The sequence below is a fragment of the Stutzerimonas stutzeri genome, assembly GCF_000952685.1.
Lineage (GTDB): Bacteria > Pseudomonadota > Gammaproteobacteria > Pseudomonadales > Pseudomonadaceae > Stutzerimonas > Stutzerimonas stutzeri_E.
Genome location: NZ_JYHV01000010.1, coordinates 12043 through 32812, shown reverse-complemented (window position 1 = coordinate 32812; position 20770 = coordinate 12043). Strand labels below are relative to the sequence as shown.

The window sequence follows — 20770 nt, the reverse complement described above, 5'->3', positions numbered from 1 at the left end:
CCAAGCGCTTGCTGAATTAGCGGGCGGCATATCGGGTCTACCCAGCGGCAGACACCTGTAAAAGGGATTCGTATATGCGTTGGAAGAAAGCACGTCGCAGCGACAACGTAGTAGATGCCCGGGGGCGCAGCGGCGGCATTGGTGGCGGGCGCCTGAGTCTGGCCGGGGTGGCTGTCGTGGTAGTGATCGGCTTGCTGTCCGGTCAGGACCCCATGCAGATCCTCGGTCAGCTGGCCAATCAGACCGGCTCCGGCCCCACTCAGCAGAGCACCACGCCAGCCCGCGGCGACGACCCGCAAGTGGCATTCGTCCAGGCCCTTCTAGGTGACACCGAGGACACCTGGCGCGCACTGTTCCAGCAGTCCGGCGAGCAATACCGCGACCCAACGCTGGTGCTCTTTCGCGGCGGAGTCAATTCAGCGTGCGGCTTCGCCAGATCGGCGGTCGGCCCCTTCTATTGCCCGGGCGACCGGCAGGTGTACCTCGATCTGCAGTTCTTCGACGAGATGGCCTCGCGCTTCTCCGTCGCCGGAGATTTCGCCCAGGCCTACGTCATCGCACACGAGGTCGGTCATCACGTCCAAACTCTGTTAGGTGTCTCGCAGCAGATGCAGGCGGCACGTCAACGCGGGGCACGCATGGAAGGGGATAACGGCTTGCTGGTTCGCCAAGAGCTGCAGGCCGACTGCTTCGCCGGTGTCTGGGCTTTCCATGCCCAACAGCGCCATGACTGGCTCGAGGAAGGCGATCTGGAGGAGGCACTGAACGCCGCCAACGCCATCGGCGATGATCGTCTGCAAAAGCAGAGTCAGGGTCGCGTGGTGCCGGATGCCTTCACCCATGGCACCTCGGCACAGCGGGTGAAATGGTTCCGCACCGGCTTCGACAGCGGCGAGCCGGCACGCTGCGATACGTTCCAGGCGCAACGGCTCTAATCCGGTCGTGGTCAGCGTCGTCAGCCGACCCAGCGGTACACCGGTGCGTCGCCTCCGCTGTCAATCTTCACCTGAGCGCTGTGGCGCAGGCGCACCAGCAAGCGCTTGCCCGCCTGCGCACTGCCCGTCAGCGCTTCCAGCTCCGCCAGCAACTGCGGTCCATCCATTCGCCCTGCATCGCGCAGCAGCTGCTGCGCATTCAGCCAGTGCGGATCGGCCTGCGCCTGAGCCGGAGCAACCTCTGACGTACGCAGCTGGGATGCCAGCTGTGTCCAGTCGTGCTCATCCATCTCGATGCTGAGGTCAACCGGCCATTCGCCTACATACCCACGAATTCGAATCATCCCCACTCTCCTGAACGTTCCGGATGGCATGCTCCCACGCTCCGAGCAGGCTGGCTAGCTAGCGTCATTTTTTGTTATAACGTAACCAACAATTCAACTGGAGTTCGTTATGCGCCGCTTGCTGCTTGCCCTGCCCTTCGCCCTGCTGCCCGGTTTCGCTCTGGCCGCCGAACATCACGATCATGACCACGATCACCATGACAGCCTCGGCGCCCATGAGCACGGCGCCGCCGAGCTGGACGCCGCGCTGGAAGGCTCGACGCTGGAAATCGACCTGCGTAGCCCGGCGATGAACCTAGTGGGCTTCGAACACGCGCCGAGCAGCGACGCGGACAAGCGCAAGATCGCCGACGCCCGCAAATGGCTGGAACAACCGGATACGCTGTTTGGGCTGCCAGCCGCGGCAAACTGCAAACTGGTCGAAACCGGGCTGGAAAGCCCACTGTTCGAAGGCGCAGCTCATGACCATGATCATGGCGATGAGCACGAGCACGAGCACGAGCACGACGATGATCAGGAAGGTCAGCACAGCGAGATCCACGCGCACTACCACTTTGATTGCGCCACACCCCAAACGATTCAAGCACTCGACCTGCAGGAACTGTTCAAGGCTTTTCCCGGCACTAAGAAAATCCAGGCCCAGCTGATCGGCCCGAATGGGCAACGCGGCGCACAACTTGACGCCAGCCAGCCGCGCGCGACCTTCTGACCCCCGTGGCCTGCCGCCGCCCGGCCCGACGCAGTAAACTCACCGGCTCGCCTGAAACGGATCATCTCGATGACCGCACCCTTGCTCGATCTCCACCAACTGGGTTTTGCCTGGCCCGGCCAGGCAGAACTGCTCGACATCCCCAGCTTCAAGCTGGAACGCAACCAGAGCCTGTTCCTCAAGGGCCCGTCCGGCAGCGGCAAGACCACCTTGCTCGGACTGATTGGCGGCGTGCATAAAGCGCAGCGCGGGACGGTTCGCCTGCTTGGCAGCGATCTCGCGGCGCTCTCGGCCGGCGCACGGGACCGTTTTCGCGTCGACCACACCGGCTATATCTTTCAGCAGTTCAACCTGCTGCCGTTTCTCTCGGTGGCCGAGAATGTAGGCCTGCCCTGTCACTTCTCCAAGGCTCGCGCCGAGCGCGCCCGTCAGCGGCATGGCAGCGTTGCGCAAGCAACGGCAAGCCTGCTCCAGCATCTCGGACTATCCAAGAGCCTGCTCGAGCGACGTGCCGAAGCATTGTCGATCGGCCAGCAACAGCGCGTCGCTGCCGCACGCGCACTGATTGGCCAGCCAGAGCTGGTGATCGCCGACGAGCCCACTTCGGCACTCGACGCAGACAGTCGGGAAGCCTTCCTACAACTGCTCTTCGCCGAATGCCGGGAGGCCGGATCGAGCCTGCTGTTCGTCAGCCACGACCAGAGTCTGGCGCCGCTATTCGACCGCAGCCTGTCATTGGCGGACCTCAACCGCGCCGCTCGCACCCCGGAGATATAGGCCATGTACCTGTTGCGCCTGGCGTTGGCGAGCCTGAACAACCGCCGTTTCACCGCCCTGCTCACCGTCTTCGCCATTGCCCTCTCGGTATGCCTGTTGTTGGCCGTCGAGCGCGTGCGCACCGAAGCCCGAGCCAGTTTCGCCAGCACCATCAGCGGCACCGACCTGATCGTCGGCGCCCGTTCCGGCTCGGTGAATCTGTTGCTGTACTCGGTGTTCCGCATCGGTAACGCGACCAACAACATTCGCTGGGACAGCTTCGAACACTTTGCCCGACACCCGCAGGTCAGCTGGGCCATTCCCATCTCGCTGGGTGATTCCCATCGCGGCTATCGCGTCATGGGCACCAGCAGCGCCTATTTCGAACACTACCGCTACGGGCGTAAGCAACCGCTGCAACTCGCGCAAGGTCGGCCGTTCGCCGAAGACCCGTTCGAAGTGGTATTAGGCGCCGAAGTGGCCGAAGCGCTGAAATACAAGCTGGACGACCAGCTGGTGCTGGCGCATGGCGTCGCCACGGTCAGTCTGGTCAAGCATGACGACAAGCCGTTTCACGTAGTCGGCATTCTACGGCGCACCGGTACTCCGGTGGATCGCACACTGCATATCAATCTGGCCGGCATGGAAGCGCTGCACATCGACTGGCAGAACGGCATGCCGGCGCGCGGCGCGGCGCGCATCGACGCCGCACAGGCGCGTCATATGGATTTGCAGCCCAAGCAGATCACCGCCTTCATGCTCGGCCTCAACAGCAAGATCGCCACCTTCAGCCTGCAGCGCGAAATCAACCAGTATCGCGGCGAGCCGCTGCTGGCGATTCTCCCGGGTGTTGCCCTGCAAGAGCTCTGGGGCCTGATGGGCACCGCGGAAAAGGCCCTGTTCGTGGTATCGCTGTTCGTCGTACTGACCGGATTGATCGGCATGCTTACGGCGATCCTGACCAGCCTCAACGAGCGACGTCGGGAAATGGCGATTTTGCGCTCGGTGGGGGCACGTCCCTGGCATATCGCCGGACTGCTGATACTTGAGGCGTTCAGCCTGGCGTTGGCAGGCGTGTTGTTCGGCCTGCTGTTGTTGTACGCCGCGATTGCGGCCGCCCAAGGTCCGCTGCAGAGTCACTATGGACTCTACCTGCCATTGGCGTTGCCCAGCGCCTATGAGTGGTCGTTGCTTGCCGGCATACTGCTGGCCGGGCTGCTGATGGGTGGCGTGCCGGCCTGGCGCGTCTACCGGCAGTCCTTGGCCGACGGCCTGTCGATCAGACTATGAGGAACTCCATGTCTCGCCTGCTGTTCGCCGCCCTGCTCGCCCTTGCGGCCCCCTTCGCCGCTGCCGATGTCCGCGAACTGCAGTGGTCGGACCTGATTCCGGCGGATGCGCCTCCGCCGCCACCCCCCATAGCGATGCATGACATGTCCCAGCTGGCCGATGCGCTGGCAGCCGAAGCGGGCCCGGCAGCGGCTCAGCAATCGCCTGCCGAGCCAGTGGTCAAAGAACTCGATGGCGTGCAGGTCAAACTGCCGGGATATATCGTGCCGCTGGAGGTCGGCGAGGATGGGCGGGTAATCGAGTTTCTACTGGTACCCTATTTCGGCGCCTGCATCCACGTACCACCGCCGCCGTCGAACCAGATCGTCCATGCAACCAGCGAACTGGGCGTCAAGGTTGATGAGCTGTATCAGCCGTTCTGGATCGAGGGCCCGTTGAAAGTCGAGCACGCCAGTAGCGAACTGGCTGAGGCGGGCTATCGCATGGAAGCCCAGAAGATCTATCTCTACGAGCTGGAGTAAGGGTCGCCGCCGGCCCCGGGTCCTCGATAGATCGAGCTACCGAGGCCGGAGCAGCATCAGGAAGCGCGGAGTCACCCGGCCGGGCGACTCCATGCACTGGACTTAGCGAACACTTGCAATCTGGCGCTGCCGTTCGAAACTCAGCTCACCCTCGGCCCAGTCCCGCCAGGCCCGCACCTTGCGGCGTTCGGCGCCGGCGCGCTCGGCCTGTTTCAGCGCATCGAGGCCGGCCTGCCAGCGAGCTTGCTCCAGCTCCAGCTGCGCGACATTCAGCCAGAGCTTGGCGTTGCCGGACTGTGTCGCCAGCTCGCGGTAAATCTGCACCGCTTCCGAGCGCTCACGCGCTTGCCACCAGAGCATGCCCAGACGTTCACGCCGCGTGGCATCGCTGGGCAGCAGACGCGATTCGAGCATGCCCTTGAGCAGTTTCGCGCCTTGCCAGGGTTGGCCAGCGGCCCCGGCCAACAGCACCAGATTGTCCAGCTCCGCCTCGCTGAAACGCAGCCCTTTGACATGGGCGGCACGCAGGGTCGCGAGCGCCTTGTCCTCGTCACCTGCCATCTGCTGCAAGCTCGCCAACTGACGCCAGCTCTTGACCTGATCAGGGTGACGCACAAGCAGTCGGCTCTGCCAGCGTTCGGCGGTTTCGTAGCGCTTCAACTCGGCGTTGCCGGCCACCAGGAACTGCAACCAGGTATCGGCCGCGTTGGGGTTGGCCTGGACATAGCGCTCTGCCAACGGCAGTGCCTTGGCGTGCTGCCCAAGCCCCTGATAGGCCTGGACCAGCATCTGCAGGACTTCTTCGTTCGCCTGGTCAGGCGAGCCCAGCAGGCTGATCACCTTGTCGTAGCGATGCTCGATCAGATTGAGCTTCGCCAGGTTGAGCCGCTCGTTCGTCAGTATCGACTCGTCCAGCTTGCCGCTGGTTATCGCTTTCTCGAGTAATTCGAGGGCCTGCCGGTTGTTGCCTTGCGCCCAAGCCAGATAAGCGCGGCTGCGCCATAGCAGTGCCTCTTCGGCGCTACCTGGCTTGGCTTCGGCTTGCTCGAGCGCCCTTCGCGCGGCGCCGAAATCCCCTCTCTCCTGGGCGCTTTGCGCGCGTTCCAATGCCTTGAATACGCCAGGATCGATGCTCTGGGCGGCTTGAGCCGATACAGCGAACAACAACGAGATCAGTAACAGCAAACGGGGCATGTCAGCGTTCTCCTTGCAGGCGGAAATGCAGGGTTTTGACGGCTTCGCGCGATACCGCGGAGCCGTTCTCGGTACGCGGCGTAAAGCGCCAGCGAGCGGCGGCACGACGTGCTTCGCGGTCGAAGACATTCGGCGGCGAGGCGTCCAGTACCCGGATGTTTTCGACCTTGCCCGCTGCCGTGATGGTGAAGGCGAGCTTGATGTGGCCTTCGATGCCGCGTTGACGTGCCCGATAAGGGTACTCGGGACGCACATCGTTGAGCGGCATGACCTCCTGCTCGGGGCCGGACTGGCCTGCCGTCTCGTCGGCCGAAGGGGCCGCCGGCGCTGGAGGTGCTGCTGGGGCGGACGCGGCCGTCAGCCCGGCAAGGCTCGGTGCCGGCGCGCTGGCAACCGAGACGCCAGTATCGATGTTCGGCAGCGGCAGATCGAGCTTGGGCAGATTGGCACTGGGACTGGCCATACTCGGTGTCGGCGGCGTGGGCGTCGGCGGCGTCTTCGGCTGCGGCGGTTGTGGTGCCTGCTGCCGCGAGCGCGTCGCCGCACTTTCGTCTCGATTGTCCATACGCACGAAATTGGCGATGGCTACTGGATCGTCCGTCACCTCGTTACGCGGCGGGTTGACCATGCTCAGCATCAGCGCAAACAACAGCAGCGCCACCACGCAGGCAGCGACGAAGGACACCCCGACGCGGGTCAACCCACGAACCATCACGGCGCTCCCGACGTAGCGGCAAGCGCCACGTCCTGGACCCCGGCCAGACGCGCCTGGTCCATAACCTGGACGACAAGACCGGTACGTGCATCCTGGTCGGCCTGGACCACCACGGCGCCCTCCGGCTGGTCGACGCGCATGCGTTCGACATGGGCACGCACGCTGCGTACATCCACGGCCTGCTTGTCGATCCAGACCTGACCATCTGCCGTGACCGCGATGAGAATGTTGCCCTTATCCTGCGCACTGGCGGTGTCGGCCTGAGGCCGCTGAACCTCGACGCCGGACTCTTTGATGAACGAGCTGGTGACGATGAAAAAGATCAGCATGATGAAGACCACGTCTAGCATCGGCGTCAGATCGATGCCGGTGTCTTCTTCCTGCTGGTAATGGTGACGACGCATACGCATCCGTTAATCCTCAATCGTGACGCAGCTGGTCGGCCAGCCGGTCGAGAGCCTGGCGCGAAATACGTTCGAGACGCGCCAGGCTGAACAGTCCAGTGATGGCGAGCACCATGCCAGCCATGGTCGGCAGGGTCGCCTGCCAGACGCCCGCGGCCATGCCGCGAGGGTTGCCGGTGCCGTTGAGCGCCAGCACATCGAATACAGCAATCATGCCGCTGACGGTACCGAGCAGGCCCAGCAACGGATACATGGCCACCAGAGTCTTGCTCATGCGCAAGGGACCTGCGAGCTGCTGCTGGGCCTGGGCCAGCCAGGCGCTGCGCACCGCGCGCTGCCAGCTGCCGGATTCGTTGCCCAGCTGCGACCAGGCCTGGCGCCGGCTTTCGACCCAGCGTGGAAACACGCGGCGCATGAACCACAGACGCTCGAACACCAGCGTCCAATAGAGCACGCACAGCGCCGCCAGCGCCCACATCACCGCGCCACCCGCCGCCATGAAGTCGAGCAGCGAGTAAGCGCTGTCGACCAGACGTAGCCATTGGCCGTGCAGGTCAGTCACGGCGCTGTGTTCCCGACAAGTGCAGCGCGATCAACCCGGCGCTCTGCTGCTCGAGCAGCTGGATCAGCGCCTTGCTGCGGCTGGCCAGCAGGCTGTGCAGGAACAGCAGCGGAATCGCCACGACCAGGCCGAGCACTGTGGTGACCAGCGCCTGAGAGATGCCGTCGGCCATTAGCCGCGAATCGCCACCGCCGCTCTGGGTGATCGCCTGGAACGTCACGATCATACCGGTCACCGTGCCCAGCAGACCGAGCAACGGCGCGACCGCACTGAGCAGCTTGAGCAGTGGCTGGCCGCGCTCGAGAGGCGGTGTTTCTTGGAGGATCGCCTCGTCGAGCTTGAGCTCCAGAGTTTCGAGGTCCGACAGCTGTGGCTTGGGTCCCAGCACCCCGATGATACGGCCTAGCGGATTGTCATCGCGCGGCTGATGAAGCTCCCGGGTCTGACGGCTTACCGCACGGCCAACGCCCGCTAGATAGATCATGCGCCAGACCGCAAGGACAAGCCCGATGGCGCCCAGGACCAAAATGACCCAACCCACCAGCCCGCCTTGCTGAAGGCGATCCCACAGCTGTGGCTGGCGCTGCAACTGAGCCAGCAGCGAGCCGCGGCTCGGGTCGATCGGCAGCGTCGCCAGCGCGTCACTGCTGCTCAGGTAGTCACTCACCTGCCCGATGCCGGCCGGCTGACGGCTGGGCGTCAGCAGCTCGCGAGCGTCACTGTCGTAGCGCAGGAAATTGTCCTGAGTGAAAGCCGAGAAGTTGCCGACACGCAGGACCGATTGCTCGCTGCGTTGCCCGTCGACACCTACTACCGGCAGTTCGACGCGCTCGATCTGACCGCTGGCTGTGAGGTCCTCAAGCAGGGTCATCCAGAAGCTGTCCAGATCCTCGGCCGAGGGCAACGTGCGGCTTTCAGCCAGCGCTTTGAGCCGCTTGAGTCGCTCTGGATACTGCGCATTGAGCAGGCTGTCCTGCCATTGGCCGGCGATATCGCCAGCGCTCTGCCGCACTACTCCGAACAATTCGCCAAGGTGGCCAACCCGCTGCGCCAGCAGTTTTTCCTGTTCGGCCAGCTCGGCTTCCTGGCGATCGAATTCAGCTTTCAGGCGCTCGGCTTCGGCTTTTTGCTTTTCAAGCGCGGCATTGGCTCGCGCCAGCAGCTGCGCTTGTTCGCCGCGATTCTGGATGAACGCCTGCTCGCGTGCTTGCATGGCATCGACTTCCGCAGCGCGCTCGCTGCGAATGCGCTGCAGCAACTGATCAGGGCTCAAGGGCTCGGCTGCCTGAACCATTGTCGGCAACAGGCCGATGAGTAACAACGTCAACAAGCGGCTCATTGCGCAGCCTCCTTGGCCAAAGTCTTCACAGGCAGTTCCAGCCAGGTCGGTGCCTGCTGCTGACGAGCAATCGCAATCGCCTTAGTGATTGGTCGACGGGCGCTGCCGTCCAGCGCTTCCCACGCGCGAGTCCTGGGGTTCCACCAACCACTCTCATGGGCATCCAACGTCTGGTAATAAAGCATCGTACGCCCCAGTCGGAGGAACTCTACGCTGCGGCTGCCACCTTCGACCGGTAGCTCTCCGCGCCAGGCTTCCAAGGTGCGGCCGTAGTCGCTCTCGATCTGATAGGCCTCAAGGATGCGGCGATATTTCTCAGCGAGACTGACGTCGGCGCGCGCCTGCATGTCCTGCAAGCTGGCCAGGCGATCGGCGCGCTCGTCTGGAAGGAACGGAAGGTCTGCCGCGATGAACTCTTCAAGCACTTCGATCATCCGCCCCATCTGCGGTGCAACGGCTTCCTGGGTACGCTCGATGCTGTCTAACTGACGCTGAAACCCGTCCAGCTCCTTGCGCTGCGCAGCGGTCAGTTCGACCAATTGCTCGTTGTATGCCTTCAAAGCCTCCGCTTGCTGGACGGCATTGCGGTATTCGGTGAGCATTTTCCGAGCGGTGTCATCGAGCTGCTCGATGCGCGCTTGGGACGCCTGGGCCTCAGCAGCCAGTTGCTGGCTTTCTTCCAGTGCAGCGTCCAGCGGAGCCGCATTAAGCGGCAGGCATAACGACAACAGCACGCCTGCGAGCAAGCGAGTCGGGTACTGATTCATGCGGAGCGGATCCTCGGTTCACGGCGGCTTCAAAAGCGTTATGTTATAACACTTGACGATAGTCTCGCAGCCTATTCCCTCACCTGCGATACCTACCTGAGACCACTGCGGTTCAGAAAGAGAAACATTATCATCCGCAAGCAGAGCACAAAGCAACCAGATCAAACAGGCGAAACATAGGCGGAGGCTTTGTTGAGCTAGATCAAAATGGACCCAAGGGAGAGCTCTAACATGGGCGCCAACGCAACACACCATGTCTCGATGGAGTCCATTATGTGCAAGACCCTGTTTACCGCGTCCGTGCTGGCCGTAGCCCTGGCCGTCCCCTTCGCCCAGGCCCATCAGGCTGGTGATGTAGTCGTTCGCGCCGGTGCGATCACCGTTGATCCGCGAGAAGAAAGCGGTGACATTTATGTAGGTGCGCTCTCCACGAGCGTTGCGGGGACCAAGGCCACGCTTGATAGCGATACCCAGCTAGGACTGAACTTCGCCTACATGGTTACCGACAAGATCGGCATTGAGCTGCTCGCAGCGAGCCCTTTTACCCATGACGTAGGCGTGGCTGGCATGCCCGGCGGTTTTGCATCACTGAATGGCAAGCTGGGCGAACTCAAGCACCTGCCACCGACCCTCAGCGTCGTGTACTACCCGCTCGACAGCAAGTCGGCGTTCCAGCCCTATGTCGGCGCCGGCATCAACTACACCTGGTTTTTCGATGACAAACTCAGCAGCGAAGCCGAGGGCAAGGGCTTTAGCGGCCTGGACATGAAGGACTCGTGGGGCCTGGCGGCGCAAGTGGGCATGGACTACATGCTGACCGACAGTTTGATGGTCAACGCCCAGGTTCGCTATATCGACATCGATACCACCGGCACCACCAGCTTTGGCGGAGCCAAAGTAAAGGTCGACGTGGACGTCGACCCGATGGTCTATATGGTCGGCCTCGGTTATAAGTTCTGACGAATCCGGTACATTACCGGACCGTAGAGACGACAAAGGCGCCCACGGCGCCTTTGTTTTTTAACTTTCGCTAGCGCTCCAGCAACTTCGCCAGTCCTGTACGCATATCGGTCGCCGGCTCCGGCGGACGATATCGCTGCAGCAAGCGCGTATTATCAGCCCGTGAATGGCGGATATCTCCACCACGAGCCGCTTGATAGCTGACGGGCGGCAACGGCCCCAATACATCACCGATCGCTGCCAGCAACTGGTTCAGACTGGTGGCGCGATTCAGCCCGACGTTGACCGCTCCAACTTCAACAGTCGGACTCTCCAATGCCTGCAACAGGATTTCGACCAGGTCGCCCACATAGAGAAAGTCGCGAGTTTGCTCGCCATCGCCAAACACGGTGATCGGCAATCCCTGTTGCGCGCGCTCGGTGAAGATGCTGATCACTCCCGAATAGGGCGAAGAAGGATCCTGGCGCGGCCCATAGATATTGAAGAAGCGGAACACCACAGGCTCCAGACCATGCTGGCGTCGGTAGAAATCCAGGTAGTGCTCGCTGGCCAACTTGTCTGCGGCATAAGGGGTCAGCGGAGCCTTCGGTGTTTCTTCGTCGATGGACTGCCCTTCGCCATTATTGCCATAGATCGCCGCACTCGAGGCGAAGAGGACTCGGCGCACGCCAAACTCGCGCAGCGCCTCGCACAGGTTCAGGGTGCCCACCAGATTGCTCTGGTGCGTGCCGACCGGATCATCGACCGAAGCCTGCACCGAAGCCACCGCGGCGAGATGCACCACGGCCCGGCATCCCTGAACCGCGCGCCGCACGAGCTGCGCATCAGCCACGTCGCCTTCGATCAGCTCCACATTGGCGCTATCCGGCAGGTTGCTGCGCTTGCCGGTTGATAAATTATCCAGCACCCGCACCGCATAACCGTGAGCAACAAGCGCATCGACCAGGTTGGAGCCGATGAAGCCGGCACCCCCGGTAACCAGAATCGGTGAGTCAGCCATGACGGTAGTAACGCTCCAGCAGGCTCGGCAGCCCGGTGCGCCAGGCACGCGGCTTGATACCGAAGGTGTTGAAGATTTTCTTGCAGGCCAATACGCCATGCTGCGGCTCGTCTGCTGCGTCCGGGCACGCCGCGTGTGCGACGGGCGTCAAGCTACTGACTTTCAGCTGCCGATGGTGAGCCGCTTCGGCAAGTAGCGCTTGACCGACCACCAGCGGAGTCGAGGCCTCGTGTCCGCCATAGTGGTAAGTCCCCCACAGCGGCGCTTGGCAGTCCAACTGTTTCAGCACAGCCAAGATGACCCGCGCCGCGTCTTCGACCGGTGTCGGATTACCACGACGATCATCGGCGAGGCAAAGTTCATCGCTCTGTTCGAGCCGCTGAAGAAATCGTCCCAGCAAACCGTCCGAACTGTCATCGAGCAACCAGCCGAACCGCAGCAGAACATGGCGCGGGCAGAGCGCGCGAACGCTCTGCTCGATACGCCAGAGCGCCTGGCCGCGCGAGTCCAGCGGCGCAACTTCGTCCTTCTCGCTGTAAGCGCTGGTACGAGCGCCATCGAATACGCGGTAGCTGGAGGGCTGCATCAGGACGAACTGGTGGTGCTGGCACAGTTCGGCCAACCGCTCTACCGCCCGCTCCTGACTGGCCAGCACGTTGCCCTCGACATAACCACTCTGAAACCAGTCGAAGTAGTAGGCGAGGTTGATCACGACGTCCGGACGATTGTCGTCGAGCAGATTGGTCAGACTAGGCGCATCCCACCCCTGATCGGGCGGGCGTGGCGCGAGGAAGCCAATGTCTTCCTCCGCACCCAGGCGGATCAGCGCCTGACCCAGGGCATTGCCGCCGCCCAACAGCATCAGGCGCATTCGCATGGAGGTGGACTCTAGAACGGGATATCGTCGTCGAAGCTGTCGTAGTCCGGAGCGGGTTGCTGCGCGGGCTGCGGCTGAGACTGCGGGCGCGACTGCTGCTGAGGTTGCGACTCACGCTGAGGACGCGGCTGCGACTGACGCGGTGCATCGTCGGAGCTGCCACCGCGGCCGCCGAGCAGCTGCATGGTGCCGCCCATGTCCACTACCACCTCGGTGGTGTAGCGCTTGACGCCATCCTTTTCCCATTCACGGGTCTGCAGGCGGCCTTCGATATAGCACTGCGAGCCCTTGCGCAGGTACTCGCCGGCAATCTCGGCAACCTTGCCGAACAGCACGACGCGGTGCCACTCGGTGCGCTCCTGCTGCTGGCCGGTCTGCTTGTCCTTCCAGCTGTCAGTGGTGGCCAGCGTGATGTTGGTCACCGCATTGCCATTGGGCATGTAGCGGGTTTCCGGGTCGCCGCCGACATTACCGATCAAGATGACTTTATTCACCCCTCTGGCCATGAGGTAACTCCTTAGTTTGAACGTGAATTGGGTTGGCTCATTGGAGAGAATCCCCGTGACCGGGAAAACCAATGACCGTGAATCTTACCTTACCACCCCAAGTCGGCCAACCGGCGCGAGCTTGGGCGTTGGGACACTAAGCATCCCGACGCGGGCAGCAATCCCAGAAGCCAGTCAGGCGACTAGCCGATCGAGCGCAGCCCGATCCAGCGCTTGCATGTCGACCTTGACGTAGGCGGCCGACTCCTCGGTGATCACCACGGCATCCGAGACACCTGGAACCGCCAACATCTGTTCGGCGAGCGCCGGATTACGCGCTGCATCGATCGAGAGCGGCAGGCGCAGCCCGGTTACATAAGGCGGCTCCCGCATGCCCCAGGCAACCAGCAGCCACAGCGTGCACAACACCGCACAACCGGCAAAGACCAGCCCTAAACCGCCGAGTTGATAAAGCCAGCCACCAAGAACGCCACCCAAGCCGGAACCGAGAAACTGACTCGTGGAATAAATCCCCATCGCCGTGCCCTTGCCGCCAGCGGGTGCCACCTTGCTGATCAATGAAGGCAGAGAAGCCTCCAGCAGATTGAACGCGATGAAGAACGCGATCATGCCAGCAACCAGCGACCAAAGGCGGTCACCGAACAACCAGAAGAACAGCTCGGTCAGGACCAGTCCACCCACGGCGCCCAGCACGACGCGCTTCATTTGACGCTTCTTCTCACCGTAGATGATGAAAGGCACCATACCGAAGAAGCCAACCACCAGCGCCGTGAGATAGACCCACCAATGCTCATCCTTGGGAAGGCCTGCGTTATTGACCAGAGCCAGGGGCAGGGCAACAAAGCTCGCCATCAGAATGGCGTGCAGCACGAAGATACTGAAATCGAGCCGCAGCAAATCGGGATCACGCACGGTAACGCCGAGCGCCTGCTTCGCCACGCCGGATTCGCGATGGCGCAAATGCCGATGAGCCCGTGGTAGCGTCGCAACAATGAGCGCGCCCAGCAGCGCCATTCCAGCCGTTATCCAGAACAGGCCGGATAATCCGTATGCGCGGGTCAACAGCGGGCCGACGACCATGGCAACAGCGAATGAAATACCGATACTCATGCCGATCATCGCCATCGCTTTGGTGCGATGCTGCTCGCGAGTGAGATCCGATAGCAGAGCCATCACCGCCGCCGAAATGGCCCCCGCCCCCTGCAGGATACGACCGGCGATGACGCCCCAAATGGAGTCGGCCGACGCCGCCAGCACGGCTCCAGCAGCGAAGATCAGCAGACCGAAATAGATCACTGGCAGCCGACCGATTCGATCTGAGAGCATGCCGAACGGAATTTGTAGCACAGCCTGGGTCAAACCATAGGCACCGATAGCGAGGCCAATCAGTGCCGGTGTCGCTCCCCGCAGATCCATGCCGTACGTCGCCAGGACTGGCAGCACCATGAACATGCCGAGCATACGAAACGCGAAAACCAGGGCCAGCCCGGATGCGGCGCGGGTTTCTCTGACGCTCATGCGCTCGCTGTAGGGATCGTGCATTGCGGGACTCGCTTGAATGAACCGGCGGCGATTCTAGCAGCCATCCCCGGCTCGGCACAGGCTCGCAACTTTGCCGCGATGTCGCCCCTGGTCGTATACTTTCGGGTTTTCGCCCGCCACGCGAGGCTGCTTTGGACAAGATTCTGATTCGTGGGGCTCGCACCCACAACTTGAAGAACATCGACCTCACTCTGCCGCGCGACAAGTTGATCGTGATTACCGGCTTGTCCGGCTCCGGCAAATCCTCGCTGGCCTTCGACACGCTTTATGCCGAAGGGCAACGCCGCTATGTTGAATCTCTTTCGGCCTACGCGCGGCAATTCCTCTCGATGATGGAAAAGCCTGACGTCGATACCATCGAAGGGCTCTCCCCCGCCATTTCCATCGAGCAGAAATCGACATCGCATAACCCGCGATCGACTGTCGGCACCATCACCGAAATCTACGACTACCTGCGCCTGCTCTATGCACGCGTAGGCACACCGCGGTGCCCTGACCACGATGCGCCGCTCGAAGCCCAGACGGTCAGCCAGATGGTCGATCAGGTACTGGCACTGCCGGAGGGCCGTAAGCTGATGCTTCTCGCCCCGGTCATCCGCGAGCGAAAAGGGGAGCATCTGGCGGTGTTCGACGAGCTGCGCGCTCAAGGCTTCGTGCGCGCTCGGGTCAATGGACGGCTTTACGAGCTCGACGAACTGCCAAAACTCGATAAACAGAAGAAGCATTCGATCGACGTCGTGGTGGATCGCTTCAAGGTGCGCGGCGATTTGCAGCAGCGTCTCGCCGAGTCCTTCGAAACCGCGTTGAAGCTCGCCGATGGCATCGCGCTGGTCGCCTCGATGGAGGAAGGCGACGACAGTGAGGAGATGATCTTCTCCGCCCGCTTCGCCTGCCCGATCTGCGGGCATTCCATCAGCGAACTTGAGCCCAAACTGTTTTCATTCAATAACCCGGCCGGCGCCTGCCCGACCTGCGACGGCCTTGGTGTGAAACAGTTCTTCGATGCCAAGCGCCTGGTCAATGGCGAGCTGACCTTGGCCGAGGGCGCCATCCGCGGCTGGGACCGGCGCAACGTCTATTATTTCCAGATGCTCGGCTCACTCGCTTCGCACTACGGTTTCAGTCTCGATAAACCATTTGATTCCCTCCCGGCAGAGCAGCAGAAGGTGGTTCTGCGCGGCAGTGGCAAGGAAAACGTTGACTTCCGCTACCTGAACGACCGCGGCGACATCGTCAAACGCTCCCATCCGTTCGAGGGAATCATCCCCAACCTCGAACGCCGTTACCGGGAAACCGAATCCAACGCGGTGCGCGAAGAGCTGGCCAAGTACCTGAGTACTCAGCCCTGCCCGGAATGCCGCGGTACCCGTCTGCGTCGCGAAGCCCGCCATGTCTGGGTAGGTGACAAGACGCTGCCGGCGGTGACCGGGCTGCCGATTGGCGATGCCACCGAGTATTTCGGTGGGCTTTCGCTGTCCGGCCGGCGAGGAGAGATTGCCGACAAGATCCTCAAGGAGATTTGCGAGCGCCTGCAATTTCTAGTCAACGTAGGACTCGACTACCTGACGCTCGACCGCAGTGCCGATACCCTGTCCGGGGGAGAGGCGCAGCGAATTCGCCTGGCCAGCCAGATTGGTGCAGGCCTGGTCGGGGTGATGTATATCCTCGACGAACCTTCTATTGGCCTTCACCAACGCGACAACGAGCGCCTGCTGGGCACCCTGCGTCACCTGCGCGACATCGGCAATACAGTGATTGTCGTTGAACACGACGAAGACGCCATACGCCTTGCCGATTATGTAGTCGACATCGGCCCCGGGGCGGGCGTGCACGGCGGGCAGATCGTCGCCGAAGGCACACCGGACGAGGTCATGAACAACCCCGCCTCGCTAACCGGGGGATATCTTTCTGGTCGGGTGAAGATCCTCTATCCAGAGAAACGCACGCCCCGCGACGCCAGCAAGCTGCTCAAGCTCAAAGGCGCGCGCGGCAACAATTTGCGCAACGTCGACCTTGAGATTCCTGTCGGGCTGCTCACCTGCATCACCGGGGTTTCCGGCTCCGGCAAATCGACGCTGATCAACAACACACTTTTCCCCATCACCGCCACCGCCTTGAACGGCGCGACCACGCTGGAAGTGGCGCCCCATGATTCGTTCGATGGCCTGCAGCATCTGGACAAGGTCGTCGATATCGATCAGAGCCCGATCGGCCGTACGCCGCGCTCCAACCCGGCTACCTATACCGGACTGTTTACGCCAATCCGGGAACTCTTCGCCGGCGTACCAGAGGCCCGCTCGCGTGGCTACGGCCCTGGACGTTTCTCTTTCAACGTCAAGGGTGGCCGCTGCGAGGCTTGCCAGGGCGATGGGGTGATCAAGGTAGAAATGCACTTCCTGCCGGATATCTATGTGCCCTGCGACGTCTGTAAGGGCAAGCGCTATAACCGTGAAACGCTGGAAGTGAAATACAAGGGCAAGAGCATTACCGAAGTGCTGGACATGACCATTGAGGAGGCTCGGGAGTTTTTCGATCCGGTACCGGCCGTGGCGCGCAAACTTCAGACCTTGATGGATGTGGGGCTGTCCTATATCAAGCTGGGCCAGAGCGCGACCACGCTTTCAGGCGGCGAGGCGCAGCGGGTCAAGTTGTCACGCGAACTGTCCAAACGTGACACTGGCAAAACACTGTATATCCTCGACGAGCCCACTACCGGCCTGCACTTCGCGGACATACAGCAATTGTTGGATGTGCTGCACCGGCTGCGTGATCATGGCAATACGGTAGTGGTCATCGAACACAATCTCGATGTCATCAAGACGGCCGACTGGCTGGTGGACCTCGGCCCCGAAGGCGGCTCGAAAGGAGGCCAGATCATCGCGACAGGCACTCCGGAACAGGTTGCCGCGATGCCCCAATCTCATACTGGCCATTTCCTCAAGCCTCTGCTCGACCGCGACAAAGCCTGACCCACAGGCAAGAAGAAGCCGGGCCTTGCGCCCGGCTTTATTTTTCAGCTCTTAGCTAGCCTCATCAGGATCGAATTCCAACCCCTCCACGATACCAACACCATGCACCTGGTTGGCCTGGAAGAAATATCCAGGCTGACGGGCTGAATATCACTGGCTTCATGGCGCCGATATCTGAGCGGATGTTCAATATCAAGCTGAGCCTTGATCGCCCCGCCGCTGATAAGTGCAAGAACAAATGCGCTCGCTTATCTTTGGTCTCGCAGGCTGAGGATCGAATCTAACCAGACGGCCGCAGCACACCGTTCATTGAACGGGCCTTCGCGATAGATCCAGCCTAAAAAATGAAAAAAAAAACCGGGCGATCGCCCGGTTTTTTCAAGCAAGCGAATGCTTACTCTGCAGCTTCCACTTCACCGGTAACCGGACGGTCAACCAGTTCAACGTAAGCCATCGGAGCATTGTCTCCAGCGCGGAAGCCGCACTTGAGAATACGCAGATAACCGCCCTGACGGGTGGCGTAACGCGGACCCAGATCGTTGAACAGCTTGCCGACGATAGCCTTCGAGCGAGTACGGTCGAAAGCCAAACGGCGGTTGGCGACGCTGTCTTCCTTGGCCAGGGTGATCAGCGGCTCAGCAACACGACGCAGCTCCTTGGCCTTGGGCAGGGTTGTTTTGATCAGTTCGTGCTCGAACAGCGACACCGCCATGTTCTGAAACATGGCCTTGCGGTGAGCGCTTGTGCGGCTGAGATGACGGCCACTTTTACGATGACGCATGATTGAAATTCCTTACCAAACGATCAGTTCGGTGACTATGGTCGATCAGGCCGTAGCCTTATCGTCCTTCTTGAGACTGGCCGGCGGCCAATTGTCGAGGCGCATGCCGAGGGACAGACCACGAGAAGCCAGAACATCTTTGATTTCGGTCAGAGATTTCTTGCCCAGGTTCGGCGTTTTCAACAGCTCGACTTCGGTGCGCTGGATCAGGTCACCGATGTAGTAGATGTTTTCTGCCTTGAGGCAGTTTGCCGAACGTACGGTCAGTTCCAAATCGTCAACCGGACGCAACAGGATCGGATCGATCTCGTCTTCCTGCTCGACTACGACCGGCTCGCTGTCACCCTTGAGGTCGACGAACGCGGCCAACTGCTGCTGCAGGATGGTCGCGGCACGACGGATCGCCTCTTCGGGATCCAGGGTTCCATTGGTTTCCAGGTCGATGACCAGCTTGTCCAAGTTGGTGCGCTGCTCAACACGAGCGTTTTCGACAACATACGCTACGCGACGAACCGGGCTGAATGTCGCGTCGAGCTGAAGACGGCCAATGCTGCGGCTCTCGTCTTCGTCACTCTGACGTGCATCAGCCGGCTCGTAGCCACGGCCGCGTGCGACCTTAAGCTTCATGTTGATCGAGCCATTGGCCGCCAGGTTGGCGATCAGGTGATCGCCATTGACGATTTCGACATCGTGATCCAGCTGGATATCGGCAGCGGTAACAGCGCCCGCGCCCTTCTTCACCAGGCTCAAGGTCACTTCATCACGGCCGTGCAGCTTGATGGCGATACCTTTGAGGTTCAGCAGGATTTCGATGACATCTTCCTGCACGCCCTCGATAGCACTGTACTCGTGGAGCACACCGTCGATCTCAGCCTCGACCACAGCGCAGCCGGGCATGGAGGACAACAGGATACGACGCAGCGCGTTGCCCAGGGTATGGCCGAAACCACGCTCGAGAGGCTCGAGCGTAATCTTGGCACGGGTCGGACTGACCACCTGCACATCGATATGGCGGGGGGTCAGGAACTCATTTACCGAAATCTGCATGGATACACCTATTTTCTAGCCCTTACTTGGAGTAGAGCTCGACAATCAGGTTTTCGTTGATGTCGGCGGACAGATCACTGCGAGCCGGAACACTCTTGAAAACACCAGATTTCTTGTCGGCGTCTACTTCGACCCACTCAACGCGACCGCGCTGTACGCACAGTTCCAGGGCTTGGGCGATGCGCAGCTGGTTACGGCACTTCTCACGAACGGCAACCACGTCACCGGCCTTCACCTGAAAGGACGGAACGTTCACGGTTTTGCCGTTAACGCTGATAGCCTTGTGGGAAACAAGCTGACGCGACTCGGCACGAGTAGAGCCGAAGCCCATGCGGTAAACCACGTTATCCAGACGGCATTCCAGCAGTTGCAGCAGGTTTTCGCCGGTAGCGCCCTTACGGCTGGCAGCTTCTTTGTAGTAGCCGCTGAACTGACGCTCAAGTACGCCGTAGATACGACGAACTTTCTGCTTTTCACGCAGCTGCGTGCCGTAGTCAGACAGACGACCACGACGCTGACCATGAACACCCGGTGGGGTTTCGATGTTGCACTTCGATTCGAGCGCGCGCGCACCACTCTTCAAGAAGAGATCGGTGCCTTCACGACGAGACAGTTTGCACTTGGGACCAATATAACGAGCCATTTCTCACTGTCTCCTGATTACACGCGGCGCTTCTTCGGCGGACGGCACCCGTTGTGCGGGATTGGCGTCACGTCGGTGATGCTGGCGATTTTATAACCACAGCCGTTCAATGCACGAACGGCAGATTCACGGCCCGGACCAGGACCCTTGACGTTGACGTCGAGGTTCTTGAGGCCATATTCCAGTGCCGCTTGACCAGCACGCTCGGCAGCCACCTGGGCAGCGAACGGAGTGCTCTTACGGGAGCCGCGGAAACCGGAACCACCGGACGTAGCCCAGGACAATGCATTGCCTTGGCGATCGGTGATAGTGATGATGGTGTTGTTAAAAGATGCGTGGATATGGGCGATGCCATCAACCACCGTCTTTTTTACTTTCTTACGAGGACGAGCAGCAGGTTTTGCCATGATTAGATTCCTGTCGATGCGCTAACGCGATTACTTGCGGATCGGCTTACGCGGACCCTTACGGGTACGAGCGTTGGTCTTGGTGCGCTGACCGCGTACCGGCAGACCACGACGATGACGCAGGCCGCGATAGCAACCCAGGTCCATCAAGCGCTTGATCTTCATGTTGACTTCGCGACGCAGGTCACCTTCAACGATGAACTTGGCCACTTCACCACGCAGCAGTTCGACCTGCTCGTCGGAAAGATCCTTGATTTTCGCTGCCGGATTTACACCGGTAGCAGCACAGATAGTCTGCGCACGAGTGCGACCGACACCATAGATGTAGGTCAGCGAGATAACAGTGTGCTTGTTATCCGGAATGTTTACGCCTGCAATACGGGCCATTCAGTGAAACTCCAATTGACAGCTACCCAACGCCCCGGAAGCCAAGAAAAGGGCGCGAGATACTAACGCTGTAATAACAAATAATCAACCCGGCAGCGCACTAGCTGCCGGGCTC

Annotated in this window: 23 protein-coding genes; 7 read left to right on the top strand and 16 right to left on the bottom strand. The window is 61.1% G+C overall.

Translation table 11 applies throughout. The features are described from left to right. Positions 1-74 precede the first annotated feature (74 nt). On the top strand, positions 75-935 hold the full coding sequence (gene ypfJ / locus UF78_RS03320) for a KPN_02809 family neutral zinc metallopeptidase (RefSeq protein WP_045160615.1): 861 nt from the start codon (positions 75-77) through the stop codon (positions 933-935). 20 nt (positions 936-955) lie between these two features. On the opposite strand, the gene UF78_RS03315 is transcribed toward ypfJ, so the two are convergent. Beyond that, entirely contained in the window at positions 956-1279 is a 324-nt protein-coding gene (locus tag UF78_RS03315) for a hypothetical protein (RefSeq protein WP_045160614.1), read from the bottom strand. A gap of 109 nt (positions 1280-1388) precedes the next feature. Between UF78_RS03315 and UF78_RS03310 the strand changes: the two genes are divergently transcribed. The 4 genes from UF78_RS03310 to UF78_RS03295 all read left to right on the top strand — a co-directional run bounded on the left by UF78_RS03310 (position 1389) and on the right by UF78_RS03295 (position 4555). Next, positions 1389-1988, top strand: coding sequence for a DUF2796 domain-containing protein (locus UF78_RS03310; RefSeq protein ID WP_045160613.1), 600 nt, complete (start codon positions 1389-1391; stop codon positions 1986-1988). A 69-nt stretch (positions 1989-2057) separates the two neighbouring features. After that, positions 2058-2765 (top strand): ABC transporter ATP-binding protein, encoded by a 708-nt coding sequence (locus UF78_RS03305; RefSeq protein WP_045160611.1) that lies wholly within the window; start codon positions 2058-2060, stop codon positions 2763-2765. A 3-nt stretch (positions 2766-2768) separates the two neighbouring features. Continuing rightward, complete coding sequence (locus tag UF78_RS03300; protein ID WP_045160610.1) at positions 2769-4034, top strand: ABC transporter permease; 1266 nt, start codon at positions 2769-2771, stop codon at positions 4032-4034. 8 nt (positions 4035-4042) lie between these two features. Beyond that, entirely contained in the window at positions 4043-4555 is a 513-nt protein-coding gene (locus UF78_RS03295) for a DUF3299 domain-containing protein (RefSeq protein WP_045160609.1), read from the top strand. Between the two features lie 102 nt (positions 4556-4657). Here the strand turns inward: UF78_RS03295 and UF78_RS03290 are convergent, their stop codons facing one another. Genes UF78_RS03290 through UF78_RS03265 form a run of 6 tightly spaced genes read right to left on the bottom strand, consistent with a single transcriptional unit; the run spans position 4658 to position 9536 of the window. After that, positions 4658-5749 (bottom strand): tetratricopeptide repeat protein, encoded by a 1092-nt coding sequence (locus UF78_RS03290; protein ID WP_045160608.1) that lies wholly within the window; start codon positions 5747-5749, stop codon positions 4658-4660. A 1-nt stretch (position 5750) separates the two neighbouring features. Continuing rightward, the gene (locus UF78_RS03285) at positions 5751-6461 is read right to left on the bottom strand and encodes an energy transducer TonB (protein WP_045160607.1); all 711 of its coding nucleotides are present in this window, start codon (positions 6459-6461) and stop codon (positions 5751-5753) included. Further along, positions 6461-6874 carry an ExbD/TolR family protein gene (locus UF78_RS03280; protein ID WP_021210047.1) on the bottom strand — a complete coding sequence of 138 codons (414 nt, stop codon included), beginning with the start codon at positions 6872-6874 and terminating at the stop codon, positions 6461-6463. The genes UF78_RS03285 and UF78_RS03280 overlap by 1 nt, the downstream gene beginning before the upstream one ends. Before the next feature lie 10 nt (positions 6875-6884). Next, positions 6885-7430, bottom strand: a complete 546-nt coding sequence (locus tag UF78_RS03275; RefSeq protein ID WP_045160606.1) for a MotA/TolQ/ExbB proton channel family protein — start codon at positions 7428-7430, stop codon at positions 6885-6887. Next, a complete protein-coding gene (locus UF78_RS03270) occupies positions 7423-8769 on the bottom strand; it encodes a MotA/TolQ/ExbB proton channel family protein (protein ID WP_045160605.1) in 1347 nt (448 codons plus the stop codon). Before UF78_RS03270 ends, UF78_RS03275 begins: the two co-directional genes overlap by 8 nt. Beyond that, complete coding sequence (locus UF78_RS03265; protein WP_045160604.1) at positions 8766-9536, bottom strand: DUF3450 domain-containing protein; 771 nt, start codon at positions 9534-9536, stop codon at positions 8766-8768. Before UF78_RS03265 ends, UF78_RS03270 begins: the two co-directional genes overlap by 4 nt. A gap of 273 nt (positions 9537-9809) precedes the next feature. Here UF78_RS03265 and UF78_RS03260 point away from each other — a divergent pair, with 273 nt between their 5' ends. After that, positions 9810-10496 carry an OmpW/AlkL family protein gene (locus UF78_RS03260; protein ID WP_045160603.1) on the top strand — a complete coding sequence of 229 codons (687 nt, stop codon included), beginning with the start codon at positions 9810-9812 and terminating at the stop codon, positions 10494-10496. Between the two features lie 70 nt (positions 10497-10566). On the opposite strand, the gene UF78_RS03255 is transcribed toward UF78_RS03260, so the two are convergent. The 4 genes from UF78_RS03255 to UF78_RS03240 all read right to left on the bottom strand — a co-directional run bounded on the left by UF78_RS03255 (position 10567) and on the right by UF78_RS03240 (position 14421). After that, positions 10567-11496 carry an NAD-dependent epimerase/dehydratase family protein gene (locus UF78_RS03255; protein ID WP_045160602.1) on the bottom strand — a complete coding sequence of 310 codons (930 nt, stop codon included), beginning with the start codon at positions 11494-11496 and terminating at the stop codon, positions 10567-10569. Beyond that, a complete protein-coding gene (locus UF78_RS03250; RefSeq protein ID WP_045160601.1) occupies positions 11489-12373 on the bottom strand; it encodes a sugar nucleotide-binding protein in 885 nt (294 codons plus the stop codon). Before UF78_RS03250 ends, UF78_RS03255 begins: the two co-directional genes overlap by 8 nt. An 11-nt stretch (positions 12374-12384) precedes the next feature. Beyond that, the gene (locus UF78_RS03245) at positions 12385-12879 is read right to left on the bottom strand and encodes a single-stranded DNA-binding protein (protein WP_019339955.1); all 495 of its coding nucleotides are present in this window, start codon (positions 12877-12879) and stop codon (positions 12385-12387) included. 174 nt (positions 12880-13053) lie between these two features. Next, positions 13054-14421, bottom strand: coding sequence for an MFS transporter (locus UF78_RS03240; protein ID WP_045160600.1), 1368 nt, complete (start codon positions 14419-14421; stop codon positions 13054-13056). Positions 14422-14552: 131 nt separating this feature from the next. On the opposite strand from UF78_RS03240, the gene uvrA reads away from it, so the two are divergent. Next, a complete protein-coding gene (gene uvrA / locus UF78_RS03235; protein WP_045160599.1) occupies positions 14553-17390 on the top strand; it encodes an excinuclease ABC subunit UvrA in 2838 nt (945 codons plus the stop codon). 394 nt (positions 17391-17784) lie between these two features. Here the strand turns inward: uvrA and rplQ are convergent, their stop codons facing one another. Genes rplQ through rpsM form a run of 5 tightly spaced genes read right to left on the bottom strand, consistent with a single transcriptional unit; the run spans position 17785 to position 20655 of the window. Then, a complete protein-coding gene (gene rplQ, locus UF78_RS03230; protein WP_019339959.1) occupies positions 17785-18171 on the bottom strand; it encodes a 50S ribosomal protein L17 in 387 nt (128 codons plus the stop codon). A 45-nt stretch (positions 18172-18216) separates the two neighbouring features. Then, complete coding sequence (locus UF78_RS03225; protein ID WP_019339960.1) at positions 18217-19218, bottom strand: DNA-directed RNA polymerase subunit alpha; 1002 nt, start codon at positions 19216-19218, stop codon at positions 18217-18219. A 22-nt stretch (positions 19219-19240) separates the two neighbouring features. Next, positions 19241-19861 carry a 30S ribosomal protein S4 gene (rpsD, locus tag UF78_RS03220; protein ID WP_025240354.1) on the bottom strand — a complete coding sequence of 207 codons (621 nt, stop codon included), beginning with the start codon at positions 19859-19861 and terminating at the stop codon, positions 19241-19243. A gap of 17 nt (positions 19862-19878) precedes the next feature. Next, positions 19879-20268 (bottom strand): 30S ribosomal protein S11, encoded by a 390-nt coding sequence (rpsK, locus tag UF78_RS03215; RefSeq protein WP_014854207.1) that lies wholly within the window; start codon positions 20266-20268, stop codon positions 19879-19881. Between the two features lie 30 nt (positions 20269-20298). Continuing rightward, positions 20299-20655 (bottom strand): 30S ribosomal protein S13, encoded by a 357-nt coding sequence (rpsM, locus tag UF78_RS03210; protein WP_014854208.1) that lies wholly within the window; start codon positions 20653-20655, stop codon positions 20299-20301. Positions 20656-20770: the final 115 nt, after the last annotated feature.